23 protein-coding genes and 2 tRNA genes are annotated in these 22,284 nt (G+C 43.8%); 20 read left to right on the forward strand and 5 right to left on the reverse strand.

What is annotated here, in order from left to right; translation table 11 throughout:
* Nucleotides 1-80 precede the first annotated feature (80 nt).
* The gene (gene argR, locus Xvie_RS02790; RefSeq protein ID WP_086107857.1) at nt 81-551 is read right to left on the reverse strand and encodes a transcriptional regulator ArgR; all 471 of its coding nucleotides are present in this window, start codon (nt 549-551) and stop codon (nt 81-83) included.
* A 504-nt stretch (nt 552-1,055) separates the two neighbouring features.
* Between argR and mdh the strand changes: the two genes are divergently transcribed.
* Nucleotides 1,056-1,994, forward strand: a complete 939-nt coding sequence (gene mdh / locus Xvie_RS02795; protein WP_086107858.1) for a malate dehydrogenase — start codon at nt 1,056-1,058, stop codon at nt 1,992-1,994.
* Between the two features lie 110 nt (nt 1,995-2,104).
* Here the strand turns inward: mdh and Xvie_RS02800 are convergent, their stop codons facing one another.
* The gene (locus Xvie_RS02800) at nt 2,105-2,371 is read right to left on the reverse strand and encodes a helix-turn-helix domain-containing protein (RefSeq protein ID WP_086107859.1); all 267 of its coding nucleotides are present in this window, start codon (nt 2,369-2,371) and stop codon (nt 2,105-2,107) included.
* 187 nt (nt 2,372-2,558) lie between these two features.
* Between Xvie_RS02800 and Xvie_RS02805 the strand changes: the two genes are divergently transcribed.
* Both Xvie_RS02805 and Xvie_RS02810 read left to right on the forward strand, forming a co-directional pair.
* Entirely contained in the window at nt 2,559-2,906 is a 348-nt protein-coding gene (locus Xvie_RS02805) for a DNA-binding protein (RefSeq protein WP_086107860.1), read from the forward strand.
* Nucleotides 2,907-2,981: 75 nt separating this feature from the next.
* Entirely contained in the window at nt 2,982-3,362 is a 381-nt protein-coding gene (locus tag Xvie_RS02810; RefSeq protein ID WP_086107861.1) for a DNA-binding protein, read from the forward strand.
* A 27-nt stretch (nt 3,363-3,389) separates the two neighbouring features.
* Here the strand turns inward: Xvie_RS02810 and ispB are convergent, their stop codons facing one another.
* Nucleotides 3,390-4,361: an octaprenyl diphosphate synthase gene (ispB, locus tag Xvie_RS02815; RefSeq protein ID WP_086107862.1), complete on the reverse strand. Its 972-nt coding sequence runs from the start codon at nt 4,359-4,361 to the stop codon at nt 3,390-3,392.
* A 252-nt stretch (nt 4,362-4,613) separates the two neighbouring features.
* Between ispB and rplU the strand changes: the two genes are divergently transcribed.
* From rplU to cgtA, 3 genes are all read left to right on the forward strand, one after another.
* Nucleotides 4,614-4,922, forward strand: a complete 309-nt coding sequence (gene rplU / locus Xvie_RS02820; RefSeq protein WP_010845219.1) for a 50S ribosomal protein L21 — start codon at nt 4,614-4,616, stop codon at nt 4,920-4,922.
* A 20-nt stretch (nt 4,923-4,942) separates the two neighbouring features.
* The gene (gene rpmA, locus Xvie_RS02825) at nt 4,943-5,200 is read left to right on the forward strand and encodes a 50S ribosomal protein L27 (protein ID WP_010845218.1); all 258 of its coding nucleotides are present in this window, start codon (nt 4,943-4,945) and stop codon (nt 5,198-5,200) included.
* Nucleotides 5,201-5,329: 129 nt separating this feature from the next.
* Nucleotides 5,330-6,505: an Obg family GTPase CgtA gene (cgtA, locus tag Xvie_RS02830; RefSeq protein ID WP_086107863.1), complete on the forward strand. Its 1,176-nt coding sequence runs from the start codon at nt 5,330-5,332 to the stop codon at nt 6,503-6,505.
* A gap of 85 nt (nt 6,506-6,590) precedes the next feature.
* On the opposite strand, the gene dacB is transcribed toward cgtA, so the two are convergent.
* Nucleotides 6,591-8,039, reverse strand: a complete 1,449-nt coding sequence (gene dacB / locus Xvie_RS02835; RefSeq protein ID WP_086107864.1) for a serine-type D-Ala-D-Ala carboxypeptidase — start codon at nt 8,037-8,039, stop codon at nt 6,591-6,593.
* A gap of 276 nt (nt 8,040-8,315) precedes the next feature.
* On the opposite strand from dacB, the gene greA reads away from it, so the two are divergent.
* A complete protein-coding gene (gene greA / locus Xvie_RS02840) occupies nt 8,316-8,792 on the forward strand; it encodes a transcription elongation factor GreA (protein ID WP_086107865.1) in 477 nt (158 codons plus the stop codon).
* A 112-nt stretch (nt 8,793-8,904) separates the two neighbouring features.
* Here greA and yhbY read toward each other — a convergent pair whose 3' ends face one another.
* Entirely contained in the window at nt 8,905-9,198 is a 294-nt protein-coding gene (yhbY, locus tag Xvie_RS02845; protein WP_086107866.1) for a ribosome assembly RNA-binding protein YhbY, read from the reverse strand.
* A 134-nt stretch (nt 9,199-9,332) separates the two neighbouring features.
* Here yhbY and rlmE point away from each other — a divergent pair, with 134 nt between their 5' ends.
* The 13 genes from rlmE (at nt 9,333) to rpsO (ending at nt 22,106) form a co-directional block, all read left to right on the forward strand.
* Nucleotides 9,333-9,962, forward strand: a complete 630-nt coding sequence (gene rlmE, locus Xvie_RS02850) for a 23S rRNA (uridine(2552)-2'-O)-methyltransferase RlmE (protein WP_086107867.1) — start codon at nt 9,333-9,335, stop codon at nt 9,960-9,962.
* Between the two features lie 48 nt (nt 9,963-10,010).
* On the forward strand, nt 10,011-11,945 hold the full coding sequence (ftsH, locus tag Xvie_RS02855) for an ATP-dependent zinc metalloprotease FtsH (protein WP_086107868.1): 1,935 nt from the start codon (nt 10,011-10,013) through the stop codon (nt 11,943-11,945).
* A 124-nt stretch (nt 11,946-12,069) separates the two neighbouring features.
* Nucleotides 12,070-12,927, forward strand: coding sequence for a dihydropteroate synthase (gene folP / locus Xvie_RS02860; RefSeq protein ID WP_086107869.1), 858 nt, complete (start codon nt 12,070-12,072; stop codon nt 12,925-12,927).
* Between the two features lie 103 nt (nt 12,928-13,030).
* Nucleotides 13,031-14,368 carry a phosphoglucosamine mutase gene (gene glmM, locus Xvie_RS02865; protein ID WP_086107870.1) on the forward strand — a complete coding sequence of 446 codons (1,338 nt, stop codon included), beginning with the start codon at nt 13,031-13,033 and terminating at the stop codon, nt 14,366-14,368.
* 179 nt (nt 14,369-14,547) lie between these two features.
* The gene (gene secG / locus Xvie_RS02870) at nt 14,548-14,886 is read left to right on the forward strand and encodes a preprotein translocase subunit SecG (protein WP_086107871.1); all 339 of its coding nucleotides are present in this window, start codon (nt 14,548-14,550) and stop codon (nt 14,884-14,886) included.
* A 98-nt stretch (nt 14,887-14,984) separates the two neighbouring features.
* Nucleotides 14,985-15,074, forward strand: a tRNA-Leu gene (locus Xvie_RS02875).
* A gap of 58 nt (nt 15,075-15,132) precedes the next feature.
* Nucleotides 15,133-15,209: transfer RNA gene (locus Xvie_RS02880), tRNA-Met, on the forward strand.
* A 225-nt stretch (nt 15,210-15,434) separates the two neighbouring features.
* Nucleotides 15,435-15,887 carry a ribosome maturation factor RimP gene (gene rimP, locus Xvie_RS02885; protein WP_139838795.1) on the forward strand — a complete coding sequence of 151 codons (453 nt, stop codon included), beginning with the start codon at nt 15,435-15,437 and terminating at the stop codon, nt 15,885-15,887.
* 21 nt (nt 15,888-15,908) lie between these two features.
* Nucleotides 15,909-17,417: a transcription termination factor NusA gene (gene nusA / locus Xvie_RS02890; protein ID WP_086107873.1), complete on the forward strand. Its 1,509-nt coding sequence runs from the start codon at nt 15,909-15,911 to the stop codon at nt 17,415-17,417.
* Nucleotides 17,418-17,442: 25 nt separating this feature from the next.
* Complete coding sequence (gene infB / locus Xvie_RS02895; protein ID WP_086107874.1) at nt 17,443-20,214, forward strand: translation initiation factor IF-2; 2,772 nt, start codon at nt 17,443-17,445, stop codon at nt 20,212-20,214.
* A 76-nt stretch (nt 20,215-20,290) separates the two neighbouring features.
* On the forward strand, nt 20,291-20,701 hold the full coding sequence (gene rbfA / locus Xvie_RS02900; protein ID WP_086107875.1) for a 30S ribosome-binding factor RbfA: 411 nt from the start codon (nt 20,291-20,293) through the stop codon (nt 20,699-20,701).
* Nucleotides 20,701-21,651: a tRNA pseudouridine(55) synthase TruB gene (truB, locus tag Xvie_RS02905; RefSeq protein ID WP_086107876.1), complete on the forward strand. Its 951-nt coding sequence runs from the start codon at nt 20,701-20,703 to the stop codon at nt 21,649-21,651. The genes rbfA and truB overlap by 1 nt, the downstream gene beginning before the upstream one ends.
* 185 nt (nt 21,652-21,836) lie before the next feature.
* Nucleotides 21,837-22,106: a 30S ribosomal protein S15 gene (gene rpsO / locus Xvie_RS02910; RefSeq protein WP_086107877.1), complete on the forward strand. Its 270-nt coding sequence runs from the start codon at nt 21,837-21,839 to the stop codon at nt 22,104-22,106.
* The last annotated feature ends 178 nt before the right edge of the window (nt 22,107-22,284 follow it).

A 22,284-nucleotide genomic window follows, 5' to 3' on the forward strand; every position in this document is an offset into this window, starting at 1 on the left:
GGGAAGTGCCTAATATAATCTTATATTTTGGCCTGCCGTGCGCATATCTTGATTAGATTGGCATACGGCAGACCTACAGATTAAAGTTCCTGTTCAAACAGGTTGAGGATTGCTTCGTAGAGTTGCTTAGTCGTAAAGTTTTGTGCTGGCGTGGAAAAAATGGTGTCATCTCCTGCAATACTGCCAAGAATCCCTTCTGCTTTCCCTAATGAATCTAATAGGCGTGCAATTAACTGCGCTGCGCCAGGGCTAGTTCGTATGACTACAACGCTATGATTATAATCGAGATCTAATACCAGATTTTTTAATGGGCTGGCGGCAGTGGGAACACCTAGTTCTGCTGGTAGGCAGTAGACCATTTCCATCTTTGCATTACGGGTTCGGACAGCACCAAATTTCGTCAGCATTCTGGAAACTTTAGATTGGTTGATATTTTCAAACCCTTCATCCTGGAGTGCTGAAACAATTTCACCTTGAGAGCTGAATTTTTCTTCTTTCAATAATGTCTTGAAAGCTTTTACCAAATCTTCCTGTTTCGAAGGAACACGCATATTTCACCATCGTTGAATCCGTTATCAGGCTGACATTATGCGAAAGAGTGAATTGTTATTCAAGAAAGAGAAGAAAAAACCAACATATAGAGCATAATTGTATATTTTTCGATATTGCCTTATTAATAATCTGGATATTAATATCATTTTCTTTACGCCAGATTAAGCATAGTAAATGTATTGTTAATTAAATGGTATTGTTTGGGGTGTAAGGGAAGAGTAAGGTAATCAGCTAATTGATGAGTAATGCAACTGAAATAATTCTCAAAAAAGTGTCCGTTATCTCATTAACAGATAAGACTTTTGTCTAAAATAAAGCAACTTTAGTGTTCCATCATCAGTCCATTAAGTGGATAATCTGGCTGTTAACAGATTGTTTTTAAGACGTAGTGATAAGTAGGATGAGAGCCTTCTCGATCATTATATTGATGATGGAAAAATGAAAGCATTCTCTTAACCGTACAGGTTTAAACTTTTTATAGTACTTATTTGAGGAGTATCAGGATGAAAGTTGCAGTTCTCGGTGCAGCCGGTGGTATTGGTCAGGCACTTGCCCTTCTACTCAAGACCCAGCTTCCTTCAGGTTCAGAACTTTCCTTGTATGACATTGCTCCGGTGACCCCAGGTGTGGCAGCCGATCTGAGCCATATTCCAACGGAAGTCAAAATCACGGGTTTTGCTGGTGAAGATGCAACCCCTGCACTGGTAGGTGCAGATGTCGTATTGATTTCTGCAGGTGTGGCACGTAAACCTGGTATGGATCGTTCTGATTTGTTCAACATTAATGCGGGAATTATTCGTAATCTGGTTCAGCAGGTTGCTAAAACTTGTCCAAAAGCATTAATTGGAATTATTACCAATCCAGTCAATACCACTGTGGCGATCGCTGCCGAGGTACTGAAAAAAGAAGGAGTGTACGATAAGAACCGCCTGTTCGGTGTAACAACTCTGGATATCATCCGTTCCAACACGTTTGTTGCTGAGCTGAAAGGCAAAAAACCAGAAGAGTTGGAAGTTCCTGTGATTGGTGGACATTCAGGCGTAACTATTTTGCCATTATTGTCTCAAATTCCAGGTGTTAGCTTTACTGATGAAGAAGTTGAAGCATTGACCAAACGTATCCAGAATGCAGGTACTGAAGTCGTTGAAGCGAAGGCTGGTGGCGGTTCTGCAACATTGTCTATGGGTCAAGCAGCGGCACGTTTGGGCCTGTCTCTGATTCGTGGCCTGCAAGGTGAAAGCAATGTTGTTGAGTGCAGCTATGTTGAAGGTGATGGTAAATATGCCCGTTTCTTTGCTCAGCCTGTTCGCTTAGGTAAAAATGGTATTGAAGAACGTTTCGATATTGGCACGTTGAGTGACTTTGAACAGAAGTCATTGGATAACATGCTGGATATTTTGAAGAAAGATATTGAGTTAGGCGAAAAATTTATTAACGATTAATTTATTTATTATTATTTTATTAATATAGTAATTAAGTTAAATATATTAGATAACTAAAACCGCTAGTTCGAAATAACTAGCGGTTTTTCTTTCAATAATTATATTGATAGCTAATTATTCTTTTTACCTCGAACTTTTCTTTCTAATAATTCTCCTGTATGGGGATCGAAATAACGACTTGGCCATATTTCAGACGGATGTAATTCTAAGTAATTCGCTATTATCCATTCTCCCTTGGGCCATGGGCGAGAAAGTGTATTCGCCAAAGTTGATGAACTCAGACCCGCTTCACGAGAAACGGCGGCTAACGTAGTTCCACGTTTACGTAAAGCAGCAATAATATCAGCAGGATGCCAATCCGATTTCATAGAAATCATTTTTTTAATCCTTTCCTATTAAATTTGAAGCCACATTAGTGGTATAACTAAAGCGTTAATGTGAAATTAATAACGAACACGAAACTGTTATTAAGAAAATAAAATAACATTATTTTTTCTAAAAATATTTCTAATTTTTTCTTAATAACTTCTTTTTTGAACTTGGTTACAAAAATAGAGAAACATTATGAAAAAAGAGTGGTATACGGCAATGGAGTTGACCGGTGTAGGTGAGTTACCTAGATCACCACAAGGAGTTAATGCCAGAGCAAAACGTGAGGAATGGTTAAGGAAAAAACGAGCTGGTGTACAAGGAAGGGCGATTGAATACCATTACTCTTGTTTTCCTGAATCAACCTTGGCGGCTTTGGAACTTGATGAAACATCAGCGGAATATCAGGTTCAGAAACAAGATCCCCTATCTATTTGGGTAAGTGCATTTAATTTGCTTACTGAGGAAGAAAAGGAGGTTATCACGGAAGTGATATTACGAGACGGCATAAGAAGTTTTTTGGAAAAGATTATAGCTACTTGAGGCAGCTTTTGAAAAGTCAAATGTCCAAAATTTGGCTTTCTCTTCGCTGCCCTAGCACAAAGCGAGGAAAACAAGATGAAAAAGGAATGGTATTCTGCAAAAGAACTCATCGGCCTCGCAGGGCTGCCATCGTCTCCTCAAGGAGTTAACCTGATGGCAAGACGCGAGGGCTGGGAACAACGTCGTAAGCGTGGAGTGCAGGGCAAGGCGCTTGAATATCATGTCAACAGCTTACCTGAAGAGGTATTGAACGTCCTGACTGTTAGTGAAAACTCGGTCGAATACTACCGGAATAAGCGGCAGGATCCATTTATGATCTGGGTCGAGGCTTATTACCAATTGAGTAAATCTGAAAGAGAAAGAATGGTTAAGTTCATTTTGAGAAAAGGGCTGTCTAGCCTTGTCCAATACGTTAGTATTCAAGATGTTGATAACAAAGGAAATGTCCCAGATTGAAAAATCTGGGACATTGATTGATTCAGCTCAGGAAAGCCGCTGTACAGCGACATGAGCTAATCCTTCAAGGGCCGCCTTGTATGGAGAGTCTTCCAGTATTTGCAATGCTGAAATTGCCTTATCAGCTTCTTCTTCCGCCCGTTGGCGGGTATATATTAGTGAATCACATTGGTTCATTGTTGCGAGTACAGTATCCAGCAAATGGCGGCCATTGCCTTGCTCAATCGCATTTCTGATCAAAGCGGATTGTTCCGGTGTTCCATGATTCATGGCGTGTAAAAGGGGCAATGTTGGCTTGCCTTCGTTAAGGTCATCCCCTGTATTCTTGCCGAGAGTACTGTTGTCTGAGTCGTAATCCAGCAGATCATCAATTAGTTGAAATGCTGTTCCTAGATAACGACCATAATCACGCAATGCCACTTCTTGCTCAGGAGTAGCGTTAGCAAGAATGGCCGGTGAGTGGGCGGCGACTTCAAATAGGCGAGCAGTTTTACTATAAATAACCCTCATATAGTCATCTTCTGAAATATCAGGATTATTGCAGTTCATCAACTGCATTACTTCGCCTTCAGCAATGACATTGGTGGCGTCAGACATTAATTTCAATACGCGCATGGAATCAAGATCGGTCATCATTTGAAATGAACGCGTATAAATGAAATCACCCACAAGGACACTGGCAGCGTTACCGTAAATGGAATTGGCTGTTGCCTTTCCACGACGCATGTCAGATTCATCAACGACATCATCATGCAGTAATGTTGCCGTGTGGATAAATTCAATTAACGCGGCAACTTTTATGTGCTTTTCGCCTTTGCAGTGAAGAGCTTTACCTGCCAGTACCGCAATCATTGGGCGAATGCGCTTGCCGCCCCCGCTGATAATGTAGTAACCAAGCTGGTTGATCAGTGCAACATCAGAATTTAATTGGTTAAGAATTGTTTCATTAACCGCTGTCATATCATCAGCAGTGAGTTTAATTATCGATTCTAAATTCATGTTTTGGCTTTGGACTCTGATTCAGAGCTGTGCTCATTATAATTAGCATATCAATAGATATCACGATATATGGATTGTACTTGAAAAAGCGTTCAAATAAATGACAATTGAAAAACTCTGTTTTTTTCTCATCTGTTCTAATTCTGCACTTGTCTTCCAAGCGGTTTTTGCGTAGAATTCGCGCCCTATTGTGAATATTTTATAGCGCGCTCTGGAAAGAATTTTAGGGAGTGTGCGGAAAGCGGAGTTTATATGTACGCAGTTTTCCAAAGTGGTGGTAAACAACACCGAGTAAGCGAAGGTCAAACAATTCGCTTGGAAAAGCTGGACATCGCAACAGGTGAAACTGTCGAGTTTGACCAGGTGCTGATGGTCGCTAATGGTGAAGACATCAAAATCGGCGCTCCAGTAGTTGAAGGCGTTAAAATTAAAGCTGAAGTTGTTGCTCACGGTCGTGGCGAGAAAATTAAAATTGTTAAGTTTCGTCGTCGTAAACATAGCCGTAAGCAGCAGGGCCACCGTCAGTGGTTCACTGATGTTAAAATCACTGGCATCGCTTAAGATTTTAGGAGAGCAGATTAATGGCACACAAAAAGGCTGGCGGCTCGACTCGTAACGGTCGCGATTCTGAAAGCAAACGTCTGGGTGTAAAACGTTTTGGTGGTGAGTCTGTTTTGGCAGGCAGCATCATCGTTCGTCAACGTGGTACTAAATTCCACGCAGGTAACAACGTAGGTTGTGGCCGTGACCACACCCTGTTCGCATTAGCTGACGGGAAAATTAAATTCGAAGTTAAAGGTCCAAAAAACCGTAAATTCATCAGCATCGAAGCTGAATAAGTTTTTTGAATTTTAATCGAATCGGAAGCCCTGCAATGTGTGTTGCGGGGCTTTTTATATTCTGGATTATGCCATCTCTGGGTACATCAGCCATCCAGCTTTACAGTGGCTATCCTACGGAGAAAAGTGATGAAATTTGTAGATGAAGCCAGGATTCTGGTTGTAGCGGGAGATGGTGGCAATGGTTGTGTCAGCTTCCGTCGTGAGAAATATATTCCAAAAGGTGGACCGGATGGCGGTGATGGTGGTGATGGTGGTGACGTCTACCTGCTGGCAGATGAAAACCTCAATACACTGATTGATTACCGTTTTGAAAAATCCTTCCGCGCTGAGCGTGGTCAAAATGGACAGAGCCGCGATTGTACTGGTAGACGCGGCCAGGATATTACCATTAAGGTTCCGGTCGGAACTCGTGTGCGTGATATTGCCACGGGAGAAGTGCTTGGGGATATGGTGCGCCATGAACAGCGCTTGATGGTTGCAAAAGGAGGCTTCCACGGCCTTGGTAATACCCGTTTTAAATCTTCAGTGAATCGTGCTCCTCGCCAAAGAACGATGGGGACACCTGGAGAAAGCCGTGAGCTGATGTTGGAATTGATGTTGTTGGCCGATGTAGGGATGCTGGGTATGCCAAATGCAGGCAAATCCACCTTTATTCGCGCTGTGTCGGCAGCAAAACCAAAAGTGGCTGATTATCCATTTACAACTCTGGTGCCAAGTCTTGGCGTCGTGCGTATGGATAACGAGCAAAGCTTTGTAGTAGCGGATATCCCTGGTTTGATTGAAGGGGCATCAGAAGGCGCTGGACTGGGTATTCAGTTCTTGAAACATTTGGAACGTTGCCGTGTATTGCTGCATCTGATTGATCTCTATCCAATTGATGAATCCGATCCGGTTGAAAATGCCCGTATCATCATCAAAGAGTTGCACAAATACAGTGAAAAACTGGCAGAAAAACCTCGCTGGTTGGTGTTTAACAAGGTAGATCTCACAGATCCAGAGGAAGCTAAGCAACGGGCAAAAACCATTGCTGATGAGCTTGGCTGGCAAGGTGATTATTATATGATTTCAGCTATGAACCGTCAGGGCGTGAAAGAGCTTTGTTGGGACATTATGGAATTCATGAAGACGCAACCTCGTAGTATGGAAACGTCGGAAGAGTCTCAGCCTGAAAAAGTTGAATTCATGTGGGATGACTACCATAAAGAACAGTTACAGCAATCATCTGAATCATCTGATGAAGATTGGGATGATGACTGGGACGAGGAAGATGACGAAGGCGTTGAGTTTATTTATAAACGCTAACTTTCACGTAGATATTCGAATATAAAAAAGGGCGCTAAATACAGCGCCCTTTTTCGATCAATCTTTTTTGCTCTGCTGAGGCTGCTCAGTGATTTTGGTATAACGATTTATATAAATCATGTTCAAAATGCGATAATGGAACACGGCGGGTACGTTGGTTTTCAGGAGGAACAGAGTATGCAGAGATAAATTGGACAAAAGCAATTTGTTGTCCGCTGGCAGCAGTCATAAACCCTGCGAGATTATAAACTCCTTGTAATGATCCCGTTTTGGCAAAGACTTTACCATCAAGACCCGCCCCATGCAGGCTAGGACGATAAGCCAGCGTGCCATCATATCCCGCTCGCGGTAGCATGGAAATGAAATCCAGTTCATCATCGTGTTGACTAATAAATTGTAATATATCCATCATGGTTGTAGCGGTGATTAAATTGTGACGTGAAAGACCTGAACCATCCACCATAACGGTATTTCTTAAATCAATTTGGGCTTTTTGTTTCAGGATCAGACGAACTGCATCAGAACCTGCCCGCCATGTGCCTGGAACGTCGAAATAGTGATGGCCGAGGGTACGAAAGATTGTATCTGCAATCATGTTATCTGATTTTTTCAGCATGATTTTGAGCATATTATTTAATGGTATAGATTGATTTAGGGCGAGAGTTTTTTCTGGTTGCTGGGAAACCGATTGACGTCGTATATGTCCTTTTAACTCAATGCCTGCAATATTCAGCTCATTTTTCAGTATTTTGCCAGCATAACTGGGCCCATTTTGGATAGCGAATGCCAGTGGGAGCGCTTCATCACGCTGTGTCAGGCAACCTGTAAGAATATATTGATTCAAGTCACCTGTCGTAACATCAAATTCACAATACTTTGCTTCTGATGAACCCTTAGCCAACGTTTTGACTTCGCTGAATACAGTGACAGGATAAAAAGAGGGTACACGGACAAATGCCAGTTCACCAGGCTGCTTTGAGCTGTGAAGTGAAACAGAAAAACAGTTCTTATCCACGATTGCTGCTGATGGAGGGGCACTAAAGCACTGGGTCATATCGTTCCATATCCAACCAGACGCTTTATCGTGGCTGGCAAAAATTGAAACATCTATGATGAGATTGCCATTAATCTGCTTGATGCCAGATTGTTTTAAGGTCTCGACCATATTGCGCAGTTGCGAGCGTGTTAGCATCGGGTCACCCACAAAACGGGCTGTTAGATTACCTTCTAATGCACCATTGGAAATATTAGCATCACTTTCCAGTGTCGTTTTAAAACGGTAATCCTTACCAAGCTGCAATAGCGCTGCTAATGCCGTCACAAGTTTCTGCGTACTTGCAGGCAAAGCCATTTGTTGCCCGTGGTAATCCATTAAAGGCTCTTTTGAGCCAACTACTTGGGCAATAAATGAAAAATTAGTTCCCGCAGGTAAATATTGAGCACTTTTCTCAATAGAAGAGGCATTTGCACTGAAAATACTCAGGCTAAAACTGAGTATACAGGCTATTCTGCTGGTAATTTTTAAAAGAGCCATAGATCTCGCATATGAAGTTGGATGTATTCCAAGAATATTTATACTAATAATACTAAGGTGCAATTTAAAGGAAAAGTAAACGATGATCCATCATCAACTCTACGTTAGAATGATAGATTAGCAGGTAAATATGTATGTGAACTTCAGATTATGCTGGGTTTACACTCCTTTTATTTTTATGTCTGGAGACCCGCCTGATAGGGTGTGCTCATTGTGCTGTTATTATAAAAATCAGGAAGATGTGTTTGGGCTCAGGATTATTTAGAGGTTTGATAAATGAAACAAATTCCGATGACGGTACGTGGCGCGGATAAATTGCGCGAAGAATTAGAACATTTGAAAAATGTACGTCGCCCTCAAATTATTGCCGCAATCGCTGAGGCGCGTGAGCACGGTGATTTGAAAGAAAACGCGGAATATCATGCCGCTCGTGAGCAACAGGGTTTCTGCGAAGGCCGTATTCAGGAAATTGAGGCTAAACTTTCTAATGCACAGGTGATTGACGTCACGAAAATGACCAACAGTGGACGGGTGATTTTTGGGGCAACAGTAACGGTACTGAACGTGGATTCTGATGAAGAGCAGTCCTATCGTATCGTAGGTGATGATGAAGCAAATATTAAAGAAAATCTGCTTTCAGTAAATTCACCGATTGCCCGTGGCTTGATTGGTAAAGAAGTGGATGATGTTGTTGTTATCACCACACCTGGCGGTCAAGTAGAATATGAAGTTCTGAATGTAAATTATCTCTAAAAACCATGATATTTGGCTATTGCGCTGACATGGAAGGAAAAAGGCCAGTTTTTGGCCTTTTTTATCAGGGTAAATACGATCAATATGGCACTTTTGTATAAATATGCCGTGATTATTTAGGTAGACTAATCTTGCGTTCTTTCGATGGACGATAGAGAACTAGTATTTTTCCAATAATTTGCACATTATGTGCACCAGTTTCACGAACAATCGCTTCAGCGATCAAAGTTTTTATTTCGCGGTCTTCGCCTGCAACTTTGACTTTGATAAGCTCGTGATGCGAAAGAGTTTGTTCGATTTCAGCCAATACGCCTTCGGTTAACCCATTGTTGCCGATCATAACGACAGGCTTTAATGGGTGAGCGAGGCTTTTCAGGTGTTGGACTTGTTTCTTATTAAGAGTCATCGTTTTTTTGCTTAGTTAGGATTGAAAACGACACATTCTACCGCCATCTCATGTCTATCACCATAAAAGTGTGGTGTGGTTTGATAAGAGAGCGTAAAAAATAGGGTTCTCTATTAGTATAGTTGGAAAGAACAATGGCCAATAAAAAACGCTCAGCAAGCTCAAGTCGCTGGTTACAGGAACATTTTAGTGATAGATATGTTCTTCAGGCGCAGAAAAAAGGGCTTCGCTCTCGTGCTTGGTTTAAACTTGATGAGATACAGCAAAGCGACAAAATCTTTAAACCGGGCATGACCGTTGTTGATTTAGGCGCTGCTCCGGGTGGGTGGTCTCAATACGTAGTTAGTCAGATTGGTAATAACGGGCGAGTTATTGCTTGTGATCTTTTGCCGATGGATCCGATAGTTGGAGTTGATTTCCTTCAAGGTGACTTTCGTGATGAAATCGTATTGAAAACATTACTTGAGAGAGTTGGTGATAATAAAGTCCAGGTCGTCATGTCGGATATGGCTCCCAATATGAGTGGAACCCCCGCGGTCGATATTCCCCGATCCATGTATCTGATTGAGTTAGCGTTGGATATGTGTCGTGATGTGCTGGCCCCTGGGGGGAGTTTTATTGTCAAAGTGTTTCAGGGAGAAGGCTTTGATGAATACCTAAGGGAAATACGCTCCCTTTTTGCGAAGGTAAAAATTCGTAAACCAGAAGCTTCGCGGGCACGATCACGTGAAGTATACATTGTAGCGACAGGGCGGAAAGTATAGTACCCTGACTACTATTTGTTAACACAGTTGTAATATGAGGTTAATCCCTTGAGTGACATGGCGAAAAACCTGATTCTCTGGTTAGTCATCGCAGTTGTCTTGATGTTATTGTTCCAGAGTTTTGGTCCTAGCGATTCTAGCGGTCGTAGGGTAGAGTACTCTAATTTCATCAATGAAATATCGCAGAATCAAGTAAGCGAAGTACGTATTTCGGGTCGTGACATTAATTTCACTAAGAAAGGCAACAGTGAAAAATTCAGCACTTATATGCCGATTCAGGATGAAAAGTTGCTGGATACCTTACTCAATAAGCAGGTTAAAGTTGTTGGTGAACCACCAGAACAACAAAGCTTGTTAGCGACCCTCTTTATCTCATGGTTCCCAATGCTACTGCTAATTGGCGTCTGGATCTTCTTTATGCGCCAAATGCAAGGTGGTGGTGGTAAAGGGGCGATGTCTTTCGGTAAAAGCAAAGCCCGCATGTTGACGGAAGACCAGATCAAAACCACTTTTGCTGATGTTGCTGGTTGTGATGAAGCAAAAGAAGAAGTGGGTGAATTGGTTGAATATCTGCGTGAGCCTGGCCGTTTCCAAAAATTGGGCGGCAAGATCCCGAAAGGTATCCTGATGGTGGGTCCTCCGGGTACTGGTAAGACGTTGCTGGCGAAAGCTATTGCTGGCGAAGCGAAAGTACCTTTCTTCACTATCTCTGGTTCTGATTTTGTTGAAATGTTTGTTGGTGTAGGTGCTTCCCGTGTTCGTGATATGTTTGAACAGGCGAAAAAAGCAGCGCCGTGCATCATCTTTATTGACGAAATTGATGCAGTAGGTCGTCAGCGTGGTGCTGGCCTGGGGGGGGGGCACGATGAACGTGAACAGACACTGAACCAGATGCTGGTTGAGATGGATGGCTTTGAAGGTAACGAAGGTATCATTGTTATCGCAGCAACTAACCGCCCTGATGTTCTGGATCCTGCTTTGTTGCGTCCTGGTCGTTTTGACCGTCAGGTAGTTGTCGGTCTACCGGATGTTCGTGGCCGTGAGCAAATCTTGAAGGTTCATATGCGCCGTATTCCGCTGGATACTGATATTGATGCATCGATCATTGCTCGTGGTACACCGGGTTTTTCGGGCGCAGATTTGGCCAATCTGGTGAATGAAGCTGCCTTGTTTGCTGCTCGTGGTAATAAGCGCGTTGTTTCTATGGTTGAGTTTGAAAAAGCCAAAGATAAGATCATGATGGGGGCAGAGCGCCGTTCAATGGTGATGACGGAGGAGCAAAAAGAATCCACGGCATACCATGAAGCAGGGCATGCCATTATCGGTCGCTTAGTACCAGAACACGATCCTGTGCACAAAGTAACGATTATTCCGCGTGGTCGCGCATTAGGTGTGACGTTCTTCTTGCCAGAGGGTGATCAGATCAGTGCAAGTCGTCAAAAATTGGAAAGCCAAATTTCAACTTTATACGGTGGCCGATTAGCGGAAGAAATTATCTACGGTGTAGATAATGTTTCTACTGGTGCGTCTAATGATATTAAAGTGGCGACTTCTATTGCGCGTAACATGGTGACACAGTGGGGCTTCTCAGAAAAACTGGGGCCATTGCTATATGCGGAAGAAGAAGGTGAAGTTTTCCTCGGTCGCTCGGTTGCGAAGGCAAAACATATGTCTGAAGACACTGCGCGTTTAATTGATCAGGAAGTGAAGGTTATCATTGACCGTAACTATTTACGTGCTCGTCAGATTCTGATGGGTAATCTTGATATTCTTCATTCAATGAAAGATGCGTTGATGAAGTATGAAACTATTGATGCCCCTCAGATTGATGATCTGATGAATCGTACAACAGTACGCCCACCAGCTGGTTGGGAAGGTAACAATAATAATGGCGGTAATAACGGTAGTAATAGCAATAACCGTCATAACACATCATCTCCGCGGCAAACTTCAAAGCCTGTGGATGATAATCCAACCGCATAATCTGGTTAATAATCTTACCAAACTAAGGGCAATAACATGTTGTTGCCCTTTTGGATTTGAAGACTGCAATTCTTAAATTAAACCCCAGGCTTGTCCTGGGGTTTTGATATTAAGGCACCTCACGATGAAACTGACAGCCAGAGGTTGTACCCTCGATCTTTCCCATCCACAAGTGATGGGAATTTTGAACGTTACTCCCGATTCTTTCTCTGATGGCGGAACTTATAATACCTTTGATACAGCATTGAAACATGCCTCTAAGATGATTGAAGAGGGAGCAACCATTATTGATGTGGGGGGAGAATCAACGCGCCCTGGAGCAGGTGAGGTGAATGAGCAGGAAGAATTAGATCGAGTAGTTCCGGTGATTGAGGCTCTGGCACAGCGCTTTGATACTTGGATCTCTGTGGATACCTCAAAAGCTGCTGTCATGAGGGAAGCAGCCAAAGCTGGGGCTCATATTATCAATGATATTCGCGCATTGCAGGAACCCGGAGCACTTGATGTGGCAGCACAAAGTGGCTTGCCGATCTGCTTGATGCATATGCAGGGGCAACCCCATACGATGCAAACTGCACCTCATTATGAAGATGTCTTATCGGAAGTAAAAACATTTTTTATACAGCAAATTGAACGCTGCGTTGCTGCGGGTATCGCAAAAAACAATCTGATTCTTGATCCTGGGTTCGGTTTTGGTAAGAACTTATCGCATAATTATCAATTATTAGCTCGCTTACAAGAATTCCATCATTTAGGTTTACCGATTCTGGCGGGAATGTCTCGTAAGTCTATGATTGGTCAACTGCTTGATGTACCACCGCAAGAGCGCACGACAGGAAGTGTTGCTTGTGCTGTAATTGCAGCTATGAAAGGTGCCCAGATTATCCGTGTACATGATGTGAAAGAAACTGTTCAGGCAATGCAAGTCGTTCATGCAACACGGTCTGCCAACATGGCTTGCAAGGATTATGGGGCATCATGAAAAGAATATGGTGTTTGTAAAATACAACACGTGTAAAGAACATAATGTCAGCAAAAATTCGCTGTGAGCAGAGAGATAATTTCAGGAAAGGAAACAGAAATTTATGAGTAACCGTAAATATTTTGGTACTGACGGTATCCGTGGCAAAGTGGGTAATGCCCCAATTACGCCTGACTTTGTTTTGAAACTTGGCTGGGCTGCTGGAAAAGTTTTGGCGCGTCATGGTTCTCGCAAAATCATCATTGGCAAAGATACCCGAGTCTCAGGTTATATGTTGGAATCTGCACTGGAAGCGGGGTTAGCCGCCGCGGGATTATCAGCATCTTTCACCGGCCCTATGCCAACACCTGCCGTGGCATATCTGACACGTACTTTTCGTGCAGAAGCTGGTATTGTCATTTCCGCTTCCCATAATCCTTACTATGATAACGGTATTAAATTTTTCTCCATTGATGGAACTAAATTACCTGATGATGTTGAAGAAGCAATTGAAGCAGAAATGGAAAAACCTCTGACTTGTGTGGAATCTGCTGAGTTAGGGCGTGCAAATCGGATCGTTGATGCGGCGGGTCGTTACATTGAATTTTGTAAAGGGACATTTCCCAGTGAGCAAAGTTTAAATGGGTTGAAAATTGTTTTAGATTGCGCCAATGGTGCTACCTATCATATTGCTCCGAATGTTCTTAGAGAACTGGGTGCAGATGTTATTATGATTGGTTGTGAGCCTAATGGTATCAATATCAATGAAGAATGTGGTGCAACAGATGTTCGTCTATTGCAAAAGCGTGTACTGGAAGAGCAGGCTCACGTTGGTCTGGCATTTGATGGTGATGGTGACCGTATCATCATGGTTGACCATCTGGGCCAAAAAGTTGATGGCGATCAGATCCTTTATATCATCGCACGTGAAGCCTTGAGACAAGGTCAGTTACGTGGCGGAGCAGTAGGTACGTTGATGAGCAACATGGGGCTTGAGTTAGCACTGAAACAGCTTGGTATTCCATTTGAACGTGCGAAGGTCGGCGATCGCTATGTATTGGAGAAATTGCAGGAAAAAGGCTGGCGTTTGGGCGCAGAAAACTCAGGCCATGTGATTTTGCTGGACAAAACTACAACAGGTGACGGAGTTGTTGCTGGATTGCAAGTCTTGAGCGCAATGGTGCGTAATAATATGAGTCTGCATGACCTGTGCAGTGGCATGAAACTTCTGCCTCAAATTTTGGTAAACGTTCGCTTTGCGGGTAAGACTGATCCCCTACAATCAGAATCAGTGCGGGAAGCCGTAAAATCAGTTGAGGCTGAATTGAATGGCCGCGGTCGTGTTCTGTTACGTAAATCAGGTACAGAGCCATTGATTCGCGTAATGGTAGAAGGTGAAGATGAAGAACAAGTCACAGCATTGGCACATCGTATCGCTGATACAGTGAGAAAAAACGGGTGATTTGTTGATTTTTCATTCGAACAGATCCAGTATTTGAAATTAGTCTTGCGTGTCTGATACGCTTTGGTTAGTATTCAAACCCGCTCAATAAGTTAATTTTTCTAATTTTGTGAGCGGGTGATGCAATACAACGTCGCTACGAAATTGTGGTAAACCCCACGAGGAAACGGGTACAACATATGTATGAAGCTCTTTTAGGTATATTCTTGCTGGTTAGTATCGGGCTAATTGCTCTGGTTCTGCTACAGCAGGGTAAAGGTGCTGATATGGGTGCTTCTTTCGGCGCGGGTGCCTCTAATACACTGTTTGGTTCATCGGGTTCCAGTAACTTCATGACCCGTATGACGGCTGTTTTTGCAACGCTATTTATTGTTATCAGTCTGATTCTGGGTAACATGACCAGCAACAAGACTGGTTCCAGTAGTAAATGGGATAACCTTGTCGAATCTGTAAAAGTTGAAAAACATACAGAAGTTCCGGCAACGCCATCAAAACCAAATAGTGATATCCCACAGTAACTTTCAGTAACAGAATTGAAATAGGGTTGTTGGTTTTAACAGTATTGTTTTTAATTGTTATATAAATAATCATTAAAATAACAATCCTATGAATCAGTGCCGAGGTGGTGAAATTGGTATACACGCTACCTTGAGGTGGTAGTGCCTAAACAACGGGCGTACGGGTTCAAGTCCCGTCCTCGGCACCATTAATCTAGAAACTTGCGTTTTTAGTATTATAAGCGTAAGATTCGCCACGTTTTCGAACGCGGGATGGAGCAGCATGGTAGCTCGTCGGGCTCATAACCCGAAGGTCGTCGGTTCAAATCCGGCTCCCGCAACCACTTCTTAATAACATATATCTTTTCGATAGTAATAATTCAGCAGCCATTGAGACATCGATCCTGATTTGTTAGGTTGCTTTGAAAAGTATAGTAAAGAAGCTGGTTGAGACCACTGGCAGTAAACAGGGTCCAGTTGCATAAAGCCCCGAGTATCGGGGTTTTTTGTTATTTGACAGCAGAACTACTGGGCTAATATAGCCCTTTTTTTATGTCTTGGGGGTGGGCTTGTCCACATTAGAGCAAAAATTAACAGAGATGATTTCAGCACCAGTTGAAGCTTTAGGTTTTGAATTAGTTGGCCTGGAGTTTATTCGCGCTCGTGTATCAACTTTGCGGGTCTATATTGATAGTGAAGAGGGTATCACTGTTGATAATTGTGCTGATGTTAGCCACCAGGTCAGTGCAGTGCTTGATGTTGAAGATCCTATTTCAGTGCTTTATAACCTGGAAATATCTTCACCAGGGCTTGAGCGTCCACTGTTTAAGGCTGAACATTACCAGCGTTTTATGGGTGAAGAAGTCAGCTTGGTTTTACGCATGGCAATGCAGAACCGTCGCAAATGGCAAGGTATCATCAAGGTTGTTGATGGTGAAATGATTACGGTTACGGTGGATGGAAAAGACGAAGTGTTCGCACTGAGCAACATCCAGAAAGCGAACCTGGTACCCCACTTTTAAAGTTCGGATGAGGCAACTAGGATGAATAAAGAAATTCTGGCTGTTGTGGAGGCGGTTTCTAATGAAAAATCTCTCCCTCGCGAAAAAATCTTCGAAGCATTAGAGATTGCACTGGCGACAGCCACCAAGAAAAAGTATGAGCAGGAGATCGACGTTCGCGTTTGCATCGATCGTAAATCAGGTGATTTTGATACCTTCCGTCGCTGGTTAGCCGTAAACGAAGTAACTCAGCCAACGCGCGAAATCACACTGGAAGCTGCAAAATATGACGACCCAGAGATTGAACTGGGTGGTTATATTGAAGATCAAATTGAATCAGTGACTTTTGACCGCATCACGACACAAACGGCAAAACAGGTTATCGTACAGAAAGTACGTGAAGCTGAGCGTGCGATGGTTGTTGATCAATTTCGTGAACAGCAAGGCGAAATTGTTACCGGTCAGGTCAAAAAAGTGAACCGCGAAAACATTACCTTAGATTTAGGTAATAATGCTGAAGCGGTCATTTTGCGTGAAGATATGCTGCCACGGGAAAACTTTCGTCCGGGTGACCGCGTGCGCGGTGTACTGTATGATGTTCGCCCTGAAGCGCGTGGCGCACAGCTTTTCATCACTCGCTCTCGCCCAGAGATGTTGGTTGAGCTGTTCCGCATTGAAGTGCCTGAGATTGGCGAAGAGATCATTGAGATTAAAGCTGCTGCCCGTGATCCAGGTTCCCGTGCAAAGATTGCAGTGAAAACCAACGACAAGCGTATTGATCCTGTTGGCGCTTGTGTCGGTATGCGTGGTGCAAGGGTACAGGCCGTTTCCAGCGAGCTGGGCGGTGAAAGAATTGACATCGTGCTATGGGACGATAACCCTGCGCAGTTTGTCATTAATGCAATGGCTCCGGCGGATGTTGCATCTATTGTGGTTGACGAAGATAACTGCACAATGGATGTTGCCGTAGAAAACAGTAATCTTGCTCAGGCGATTGGGCGTAATGGTCAAAACGTTCGTCTGGCGGCACAGCTGTTGAAAAAGCATCGTGGTGATGACAAGTGGGAGCTGAATGTCATGACTGCGGAAGAGCTACAAGCAAAACATCAGGCAGAAGCACATGCTTCTATTGATACATTTACTAAGCATCTCGACATTGATGAAGATTTCGCCACCGTATTGGTCGAGGAAGGCTTCTCTACACTGGAAGAATTGGCTTATGTGCCAATCAATGAACTTCTGGCAGTAGAAGGTCTTGATGAAGATACTGTTGAAGTTCTTCGTGAACGCGCTAAAGCGGCCTTGACGACGCTGGAACTGGCTCAGAAAGAGAGTCTTGGTGATCAGCAACCTGCCGAAGATTTATTGAATTTACCTGGCATGGAGCGTACTTTGGCGTTTGACCTGGCTGCCCGTGGCATCTGCACTCTGGAAGATCTTGCCGAGCAGGGTATCGACGACTTATCTGATATCGAAGGACTGAATGATGAGAAAGCAGGAGAACTCATTATGGCAGCCCGTAATATCTGTTGGTTTGGCGATGATGCATAAATAAACTGTAGCAGGAAGGAACAGAATGACAGAGGTAACCGTAAAATTACTGGCAGAAGAGATCCAGACATCGGAAGAACGTCTAATCCAGCAATTCGCTGATGCTGGCATTCATAAAACCGCAACTGACTCTGTTTCCCAGAAAGAAAAAGAAGCTTTGCTGGCCTATCTTAACCGCGAACAAGGCGGTTCTGGCGGCCAGCCAGGTAAATTGACACTACAGCGTAAAACGCGCAGTACACTGAATGTTCCTAGCACCGGTGGCAAAAGTAAATCGGTAGCGATTGAAGTCCGCAAAAAACGCACATATGTAAACCGCGATGCCGTTGAACAGGCCAAAGCGGAAGAACAGGCGAAGCGTGAAGTGGAAGAGCAGGCTCGGCGCGAGGTAGAAGAGAAGGCGCGGCTTGAAGCTGAAGCGAAAAAATCCGCGGAAGAGCAAGCTAAACGTGTAGCTGAAGAAAAGGCGAAACGTGAAGCAGAAGAGAGCGCTCAACGTGAAGCAGAAGAAAAAGCCAAACGTGAAGAGGCTAAACTGTCTCAGCGTGAGGCGGTGGAAAAAGAAAAAGTGACTAAGCAACATACCGAAAACAAACCAAAATCAGTTCAGACTGACTCTGCCGCGCAAAATGAAAAAGCGCGTCGTGAAGCGGAAGCTGCAAATTTAAAACGTAAAGCTGAAGAAGAAATGAGCCGTAAGGTGGAAGCAGAAGCTAAGCGTGTTGCAGAAGAAGCGCGTAAAATGGCAGAAGAGAATCAAGACAAATGGTCTGATTCCTCTGATAACAATGAGAATAGTGACTACCACGTAACCACTTCCCGCTATGCTCGTGATGCGGAAGATGAAAATGACGCCAAAGTAGAAGGCGAGCGTCGTTCCCGCTCCCGTGGTGGCAAAGCAGCCCGCCAGAAGAAGAATAACAAACATTCTGAATCGAAAGCAGATCGCGAAGAAGCGCGTGCAGTGGGTCGTAATAAAGGTAAACAACGTAAGCCTAGTTCTTTACAGCAGAGCTTCACTAAACCTGTTGTCGCGGTTAACCGTGATGTCGTGATTGGTGAAACAATTACTGTTGCTGAATTAGCTAACAAAATGGCTGTTAAAGGTGCTCAGGTTATCAAGACCATGATGAACATGGGAGCAATGGTAACCATCAACCAAGTTATTGATCAAGAAACTGCGCAAGTAGTTGCCGAAGAAATGGGCCACAAAGTTATCCTGCGTCGTGAAAACGAGCTGGAAGAAGCGCTGATGAGCGATCGTGATACAGGTGAAACCCTGGCAGAATATCGTGCTCCAGTTGTAACTATCATGGGCCACGTTGACCACGGTAAAACCTCTTTGCTGGACTATATCCGTTCCACTAAAGTGGCTTCTGGAGAGGCTGGCGGTATTACCCAGCACATTGGTGCGTATCATGTGAAAACTGAAAAAGGCATGATCACTTTCTTGGATACTCCAGGCCATGCTGCATTTACTTCCATGCGCGCACGTGGTGCGAAGGCAACAGATATCGTTGTTCTGGTTGTAGCGGCGGATGATGGGGTGATGCCTCAGACCATAGAAGCTATCCAGCATGCTAAAGCGGCCAACGTACCAGTTGTTGTTGCTGTGAACAAGATCGATAAGCCAGAAGCTGATCCGGATCGCGTGAAGAACGAACTGTCACAATACGGCATCATTCCAGAAGATTGGGGCGGTGAAAACCAGTTCATCAATGTGTCTGCTAAAGCAGGTCTTGGTATTGATGAATTGCTGGAATCAATCTTGCTTCAGGCTGAAGTTCTTGAGCTGAAATCTGTGCGTACTGGCATGGCGAATGGTGTGGTCATTGAATCCTTCTTGGATAAAGGCCGCGGCCCAGTTGCAACTATTCTGGTTCAGTCTGGTACTCTGAACAAGGGCGATATCGTTCTGTGTGGCTTCGAATATGGCCGTATCCGTGCGATGCGTAACGAGTTAGGTCGTGAAGTGACCTCAGCTGGCCCATCTATCCCAGTGGAAATTTTGGGTTTGTCCAATGTTCCATCTGCGGGTGATGAAGCGACTGTTGTTCGTGATGAGAAAAAAGCACGTGAAGTGGCTCTGTATCGTCAGGGTAAATTCCGCGAAGTGAAATTGGCTCGTCAGCATAAGTCCAAGCTGGAAAACATCTTCGCCAATATGGAAGAAGGTAAGGTATCTGAACTGAACATCGTTCTGAAAACTGATGTTCAGGGTACATGTGAAGCAATTTGTGACTCACTGCTGAAATTGTCTACTGATGAAGTGAAAGTGAAAATCATCGGTTCTGGCGTGGGTGGTATCACTGAAACTGACGCGACACTGGCAGCGGCGTCTAACGCAATTGTCTTGGGCTTCAACGTTCGTGCTGATGCTTCTGCACGTCGTATCATCGAAAATGAAAGTCTGGATCTGCGTTACTACTCCGTTATCTATAACCTGATTGATGAAATCAAACAGGCAATGAGCGGTATGCTGGCACCAGAATACAAGCAACAGATCATGGGCCTTGCTGAAGTGCGTGACGTATTCAAGTCACCGAAGTTTGGTGCAGTTGCTGGTTGTATGGTGACAGAAGGTTCTATCAAGCGTAATAATCCGATCCGCGTACTGCGCGATAACGTCGTGATTTACGAAGGTGAATTGGAATCTTTGCGTCGCTTTAAGGATGATGTTAACGAAGTCCGTAATGGTATGGAATGTGGTATCGGTGTGAAGAACTACAATGATGTTCGCGTTGGCGATATGATTGAAGTCTTTGAAGTAATTGAAATTAAACGCTCCATCGATTAATACCATTATCTATCCAATAGATTTATTCCATTCTTTGGGGGGCTTAATGCCCCCCAAAATGTCAGGAGATATAGCAATGGCAAGAGAATTCAGTCGTACTCAACGCGTTGCACAGGAAATGCAAAAAGAGATTGCCATCATCTTACAGCGTGAAGTCAAAGATCCGCGCATTGGAATGGCAACGGTCTCTGGTGTTGAGGTTTCCCGCGATCTGGCTTATGCCAAAGTATTTGTAACCTTTCTGAATGTACTGGTGGAAGAGCATGATTCAGATATGGTTAAAGAAGGTATTAAGGCATTGAACGAAGCCTCTGGTTTTATTCGTTCCCTGCTGGGTAAAGCGATGCGTTTACGAGTTATTCCTGAACTGACATTTTCTTATGACAGTTCTTTGGTGGAAGGGATGCGTATGTCGAATTTGGTCAGTAACGTCGTTAAAAACGATGAGAAGCGTCGCGCATCTGCGGATCATAACGAGGAAAAATGATGGGACGCCGTCGTAGAGGCCGTGCTATACACGGTGTACTGCTGCTGGATAAGCCGCAGGATATTTCCTCCAATGATGCGTTACAGAAAGTAAGGCAGGTTTTCAATGCCAGCAAAGCGGGTCATACTGGCGCACTAGATCCATTGGCAACAGGTATGTTGCCGATTTGTCTTGGTGAAGCCACTAAATTTTCCCAATTCTTGTTGGATTCTGACAAACGCTATCGTGTGATTGCCTGTTTGGGACAGCGTACGGATACTTCGGATTCACATGGGACAATTATTAGTGAACGTGAAGTAAAAATCACCGAATCTCAGCTTGATGCTGCATTGGATACATTCCGTGGTGATACCATGCAGGTTCCTTCCATGTACTCTGCATTGAAACATCAGGGAAAACCACTATACGAATATGCCCGTAAGGGGATTGAAGTTGAGCGGGAAGCGCGTTCTATCACTGTTTATGAATTACAATTCATTCGCTGGGAAGGGAATGAGCTGGAATTAGAGATACACTGTTCCAAGGGAACTTATATTCGAACCATCATTGATGACTTAGGGGAACTTTTGGGCTGCGGCGCCCATGTTATTTACTTGCGTCGTTTGCAGGTTGCCAATTATCCCAATCAAAGAATGGTAACATTGGAGCAGTTATATGAATTAAAACAACAGGCTGAAGATCAAGGAATTGAAGCGTGGGAATTGCTTGATCCATTGTTGCTACCAATGGATACCGCTGTCGCTCATTTTCCTGTCATCCACTTAACATCTGTGGTTGCGTCTTACTTTAAACAAGGCCAGCCAGTTCGAAGCAAACATAATTTGACTTCAAATGAATGGGTGAGGGTCACCGAAGGAGATGAAAATAAATTCATCGGCATTGCGGTGATTGATGATGATGGCTTAGTGGCTCCGCGCCGTCTGGTTGTTGAAGAAACTGAAATCGAATAATGATATCAACCGACAAGGAATTTAAAGCAGGCAAATTTAGTAGGGGCTAGTAGGGGCACAGAATGACGATGATTGTGCTGTCTTGCGCTTCACTTATTTGCAGCGTAGAATACCGCGTCTATATATGAGTTGCTGAATTAGAGATCGGCACTTGTCATTTTAAATTACATATTTGGAGTTATACTATGTCTCTAAGTACTGCTGCAAAAGCACAGATTATTACTGAATTTGGTCGCGGCGCTAACGACAGTGGTTCTAGCGAAGTTCAGATCGCACTGCTGACTGCTGACATCAACCAATTGCAAGGTCACTTTTCAGAGCACAAAAAAGATCACCACAGCCGTCGTGGTCTGCTGAGAAAGGTTGCACAGCGTCGTAAGCTGCTGAACTACCTGAAGAGTAAAGATTTGGCACGCTATACTGCTCTGATTGAGCGTCTGGGACTGCGTCGCTAATCGATGTGTTTCAGTGGAAAGGGGCCTAATTGGGCCCCTTTTCTTCTAGGAAACGGAATCAATAGAAACTAGAATTGAGAGATTTAAACACTATTTTTACCGTTTTTTGCCGTTTCTGAAATTTAAACCTCTTCCGCTACAGTGACTCGCGCGGCTAATGAGAGTCCTTAAGGGAGTG

The sequence above is a fragment of the Xenorhabdus vietnamensis genome (genome assembly GCF_002127535.1).
GTDB lineage: Bacteria > Pseudomonadota > Gammaproteobacteria > Enterobacterales > Enterobacteriaceae > Xenorhabdus > Xenorhabdus vietnamensis.

Excerpts from the sequence above, each read along its gene's own strand:
- rpsO (WP_086107877.1), top strand. The coding sequence starts at position 21,837 with ATGTCTCTAAGTACTGCTGCAAAAGCACAGATTATTACTGAATTTGGT.
- rplU (WP_010845219.1), top strand. The coding sequence starts at position 4,614 with ATGTACGCAGTTTTCCAAAGTGGTGGTAAACAACACCGAGTAAGCGAA.
- Xvie_RS02800 (WP_086107859.1), bottom strand. The coding sequence starts at position 2,371 with ATGATTTCTATGAAATCGGATTGGCATCCTGCTGATATTATTGCTGCT.
- secG (WP_086107871.1), top strand. The coding sequence starts at position 14,548 with ATGTATGAAGCTCTTTTAGGTATATTCTTGCTGGTTAGTATCGGGCTA.
- mdh (WP_086107858.1), top strand. The coding sequence starts at position 1,056 with ATGAAAGTTGCAGTTCTCGGTGCAGCCGGTGGTATTGGTCAGGCACTT.
- glmM (WP_086107870.1), top strand. The coding sequence starts at position 13,031 with ATGAGTAACCGTAAATATTTTGGTACTGACGGTATCCGTGGCAAAGTG.
- ispB (WP_086107862.1), bottom strand. The coding sequence starts at position 4,361 with ATGAATTTAGAATCGATAATTAAACTCACTGCTGATGATATGACAGCG.
- infB (WP_086107874.1), top strand. The coding sequence starts at position 17,443 with ATGACAGAGGTAACCGTAAAATTACTGGCAGAAGAGATCCAGACATCG.
- truB (WP_086107876.1), top strand. The coding sequence starts at position 20,701 with ATGGGACGCCGTCGTAGAGGCCGTGCTATACACGGTGTACTGCTGCTG.
- rlmE (WP_086107867.1), top strand. The coding sequence starts at position 9,333 with ATGGCCAATAAAAAACGCTCAGCAAGCTCAAGTCGCTGGTTACAGGAA.
- Xvie_RS02805 (WP_086107860.1), top strand. The coding sequence starts at position 2,559 with ATGAAAAAAGAGTGGTATACGGCAATGGAGTTGACCGGTGTAGGTGAG.
- cgtA (WP_086107863.1), top strand. The coding sequence starts at position 5,330 with ATGAAATTTGTAGATGAAGCCAGGATTCTGGTTGTAGCGGGAGATGGT.
- folP (WP_086107869.1), top strand. The coding sequence starts at position 12,070 with ATGAAACTGACAGCCAGAGGTTGTACCCTCGATCTTTCCCATCCACAA.
- rbfA (WP_086107875.1), top strand. The coding sequence starts at position 20,291 with ATGGCAAGAGAATTCAGTCGTACTCAACGCGTTGCACAGGAAATGCAA.
- rpmA (WP_010845218.1), top strand. The coding sequence starts at position 4,943 with ATGGCACACAAAAAGGCTGGCGGCTCGACTCGTAACGGTCGCGATTCT.
- dacB (WP_086107864.1), bottom strand. The coding sequence starts at position 8,039 with ATGGCTCTTTTAAAAATTACCAGCAGAATAGCCTGTATACTCAGTTTT.
- nusA (WP_086107873.1), top strand. The coding sequence starts at position 15,909 with ATGAATAAAGAAATTCTGGCTGTTGTGGAGGCGGTTTCTAATGAAAAA.
- Xvie_RS02810 (WP_086107861.1), top strand. The coding sequence starts at position 2,982 with ATGAAAAAGGAATGGTATTCTGCAAAAGAACTCATCGGCCTCGCAGGG.
- argR (WP_086107857.1), bottom strand. The coding sequence starts at position 551 with ATGCGTGTTCCTTCGAAACAGGAAGATTTGGTAAAAGCTTTCAAGACA.
- yhbY (WP_086107866.1), bottom strand. The coding sequence starts at position 9,198 with ATGACTCTTAATAAGAAACAAGTCCAACACCTGAAAAGCCTCGCTCAC.
- greA (WP_086107865.1), top strand. The coding sequence starts at position 8,316 with ATGAAACAAATTCCGATGACGGTACGTGGCGCGGATAAATTGCGCGAA.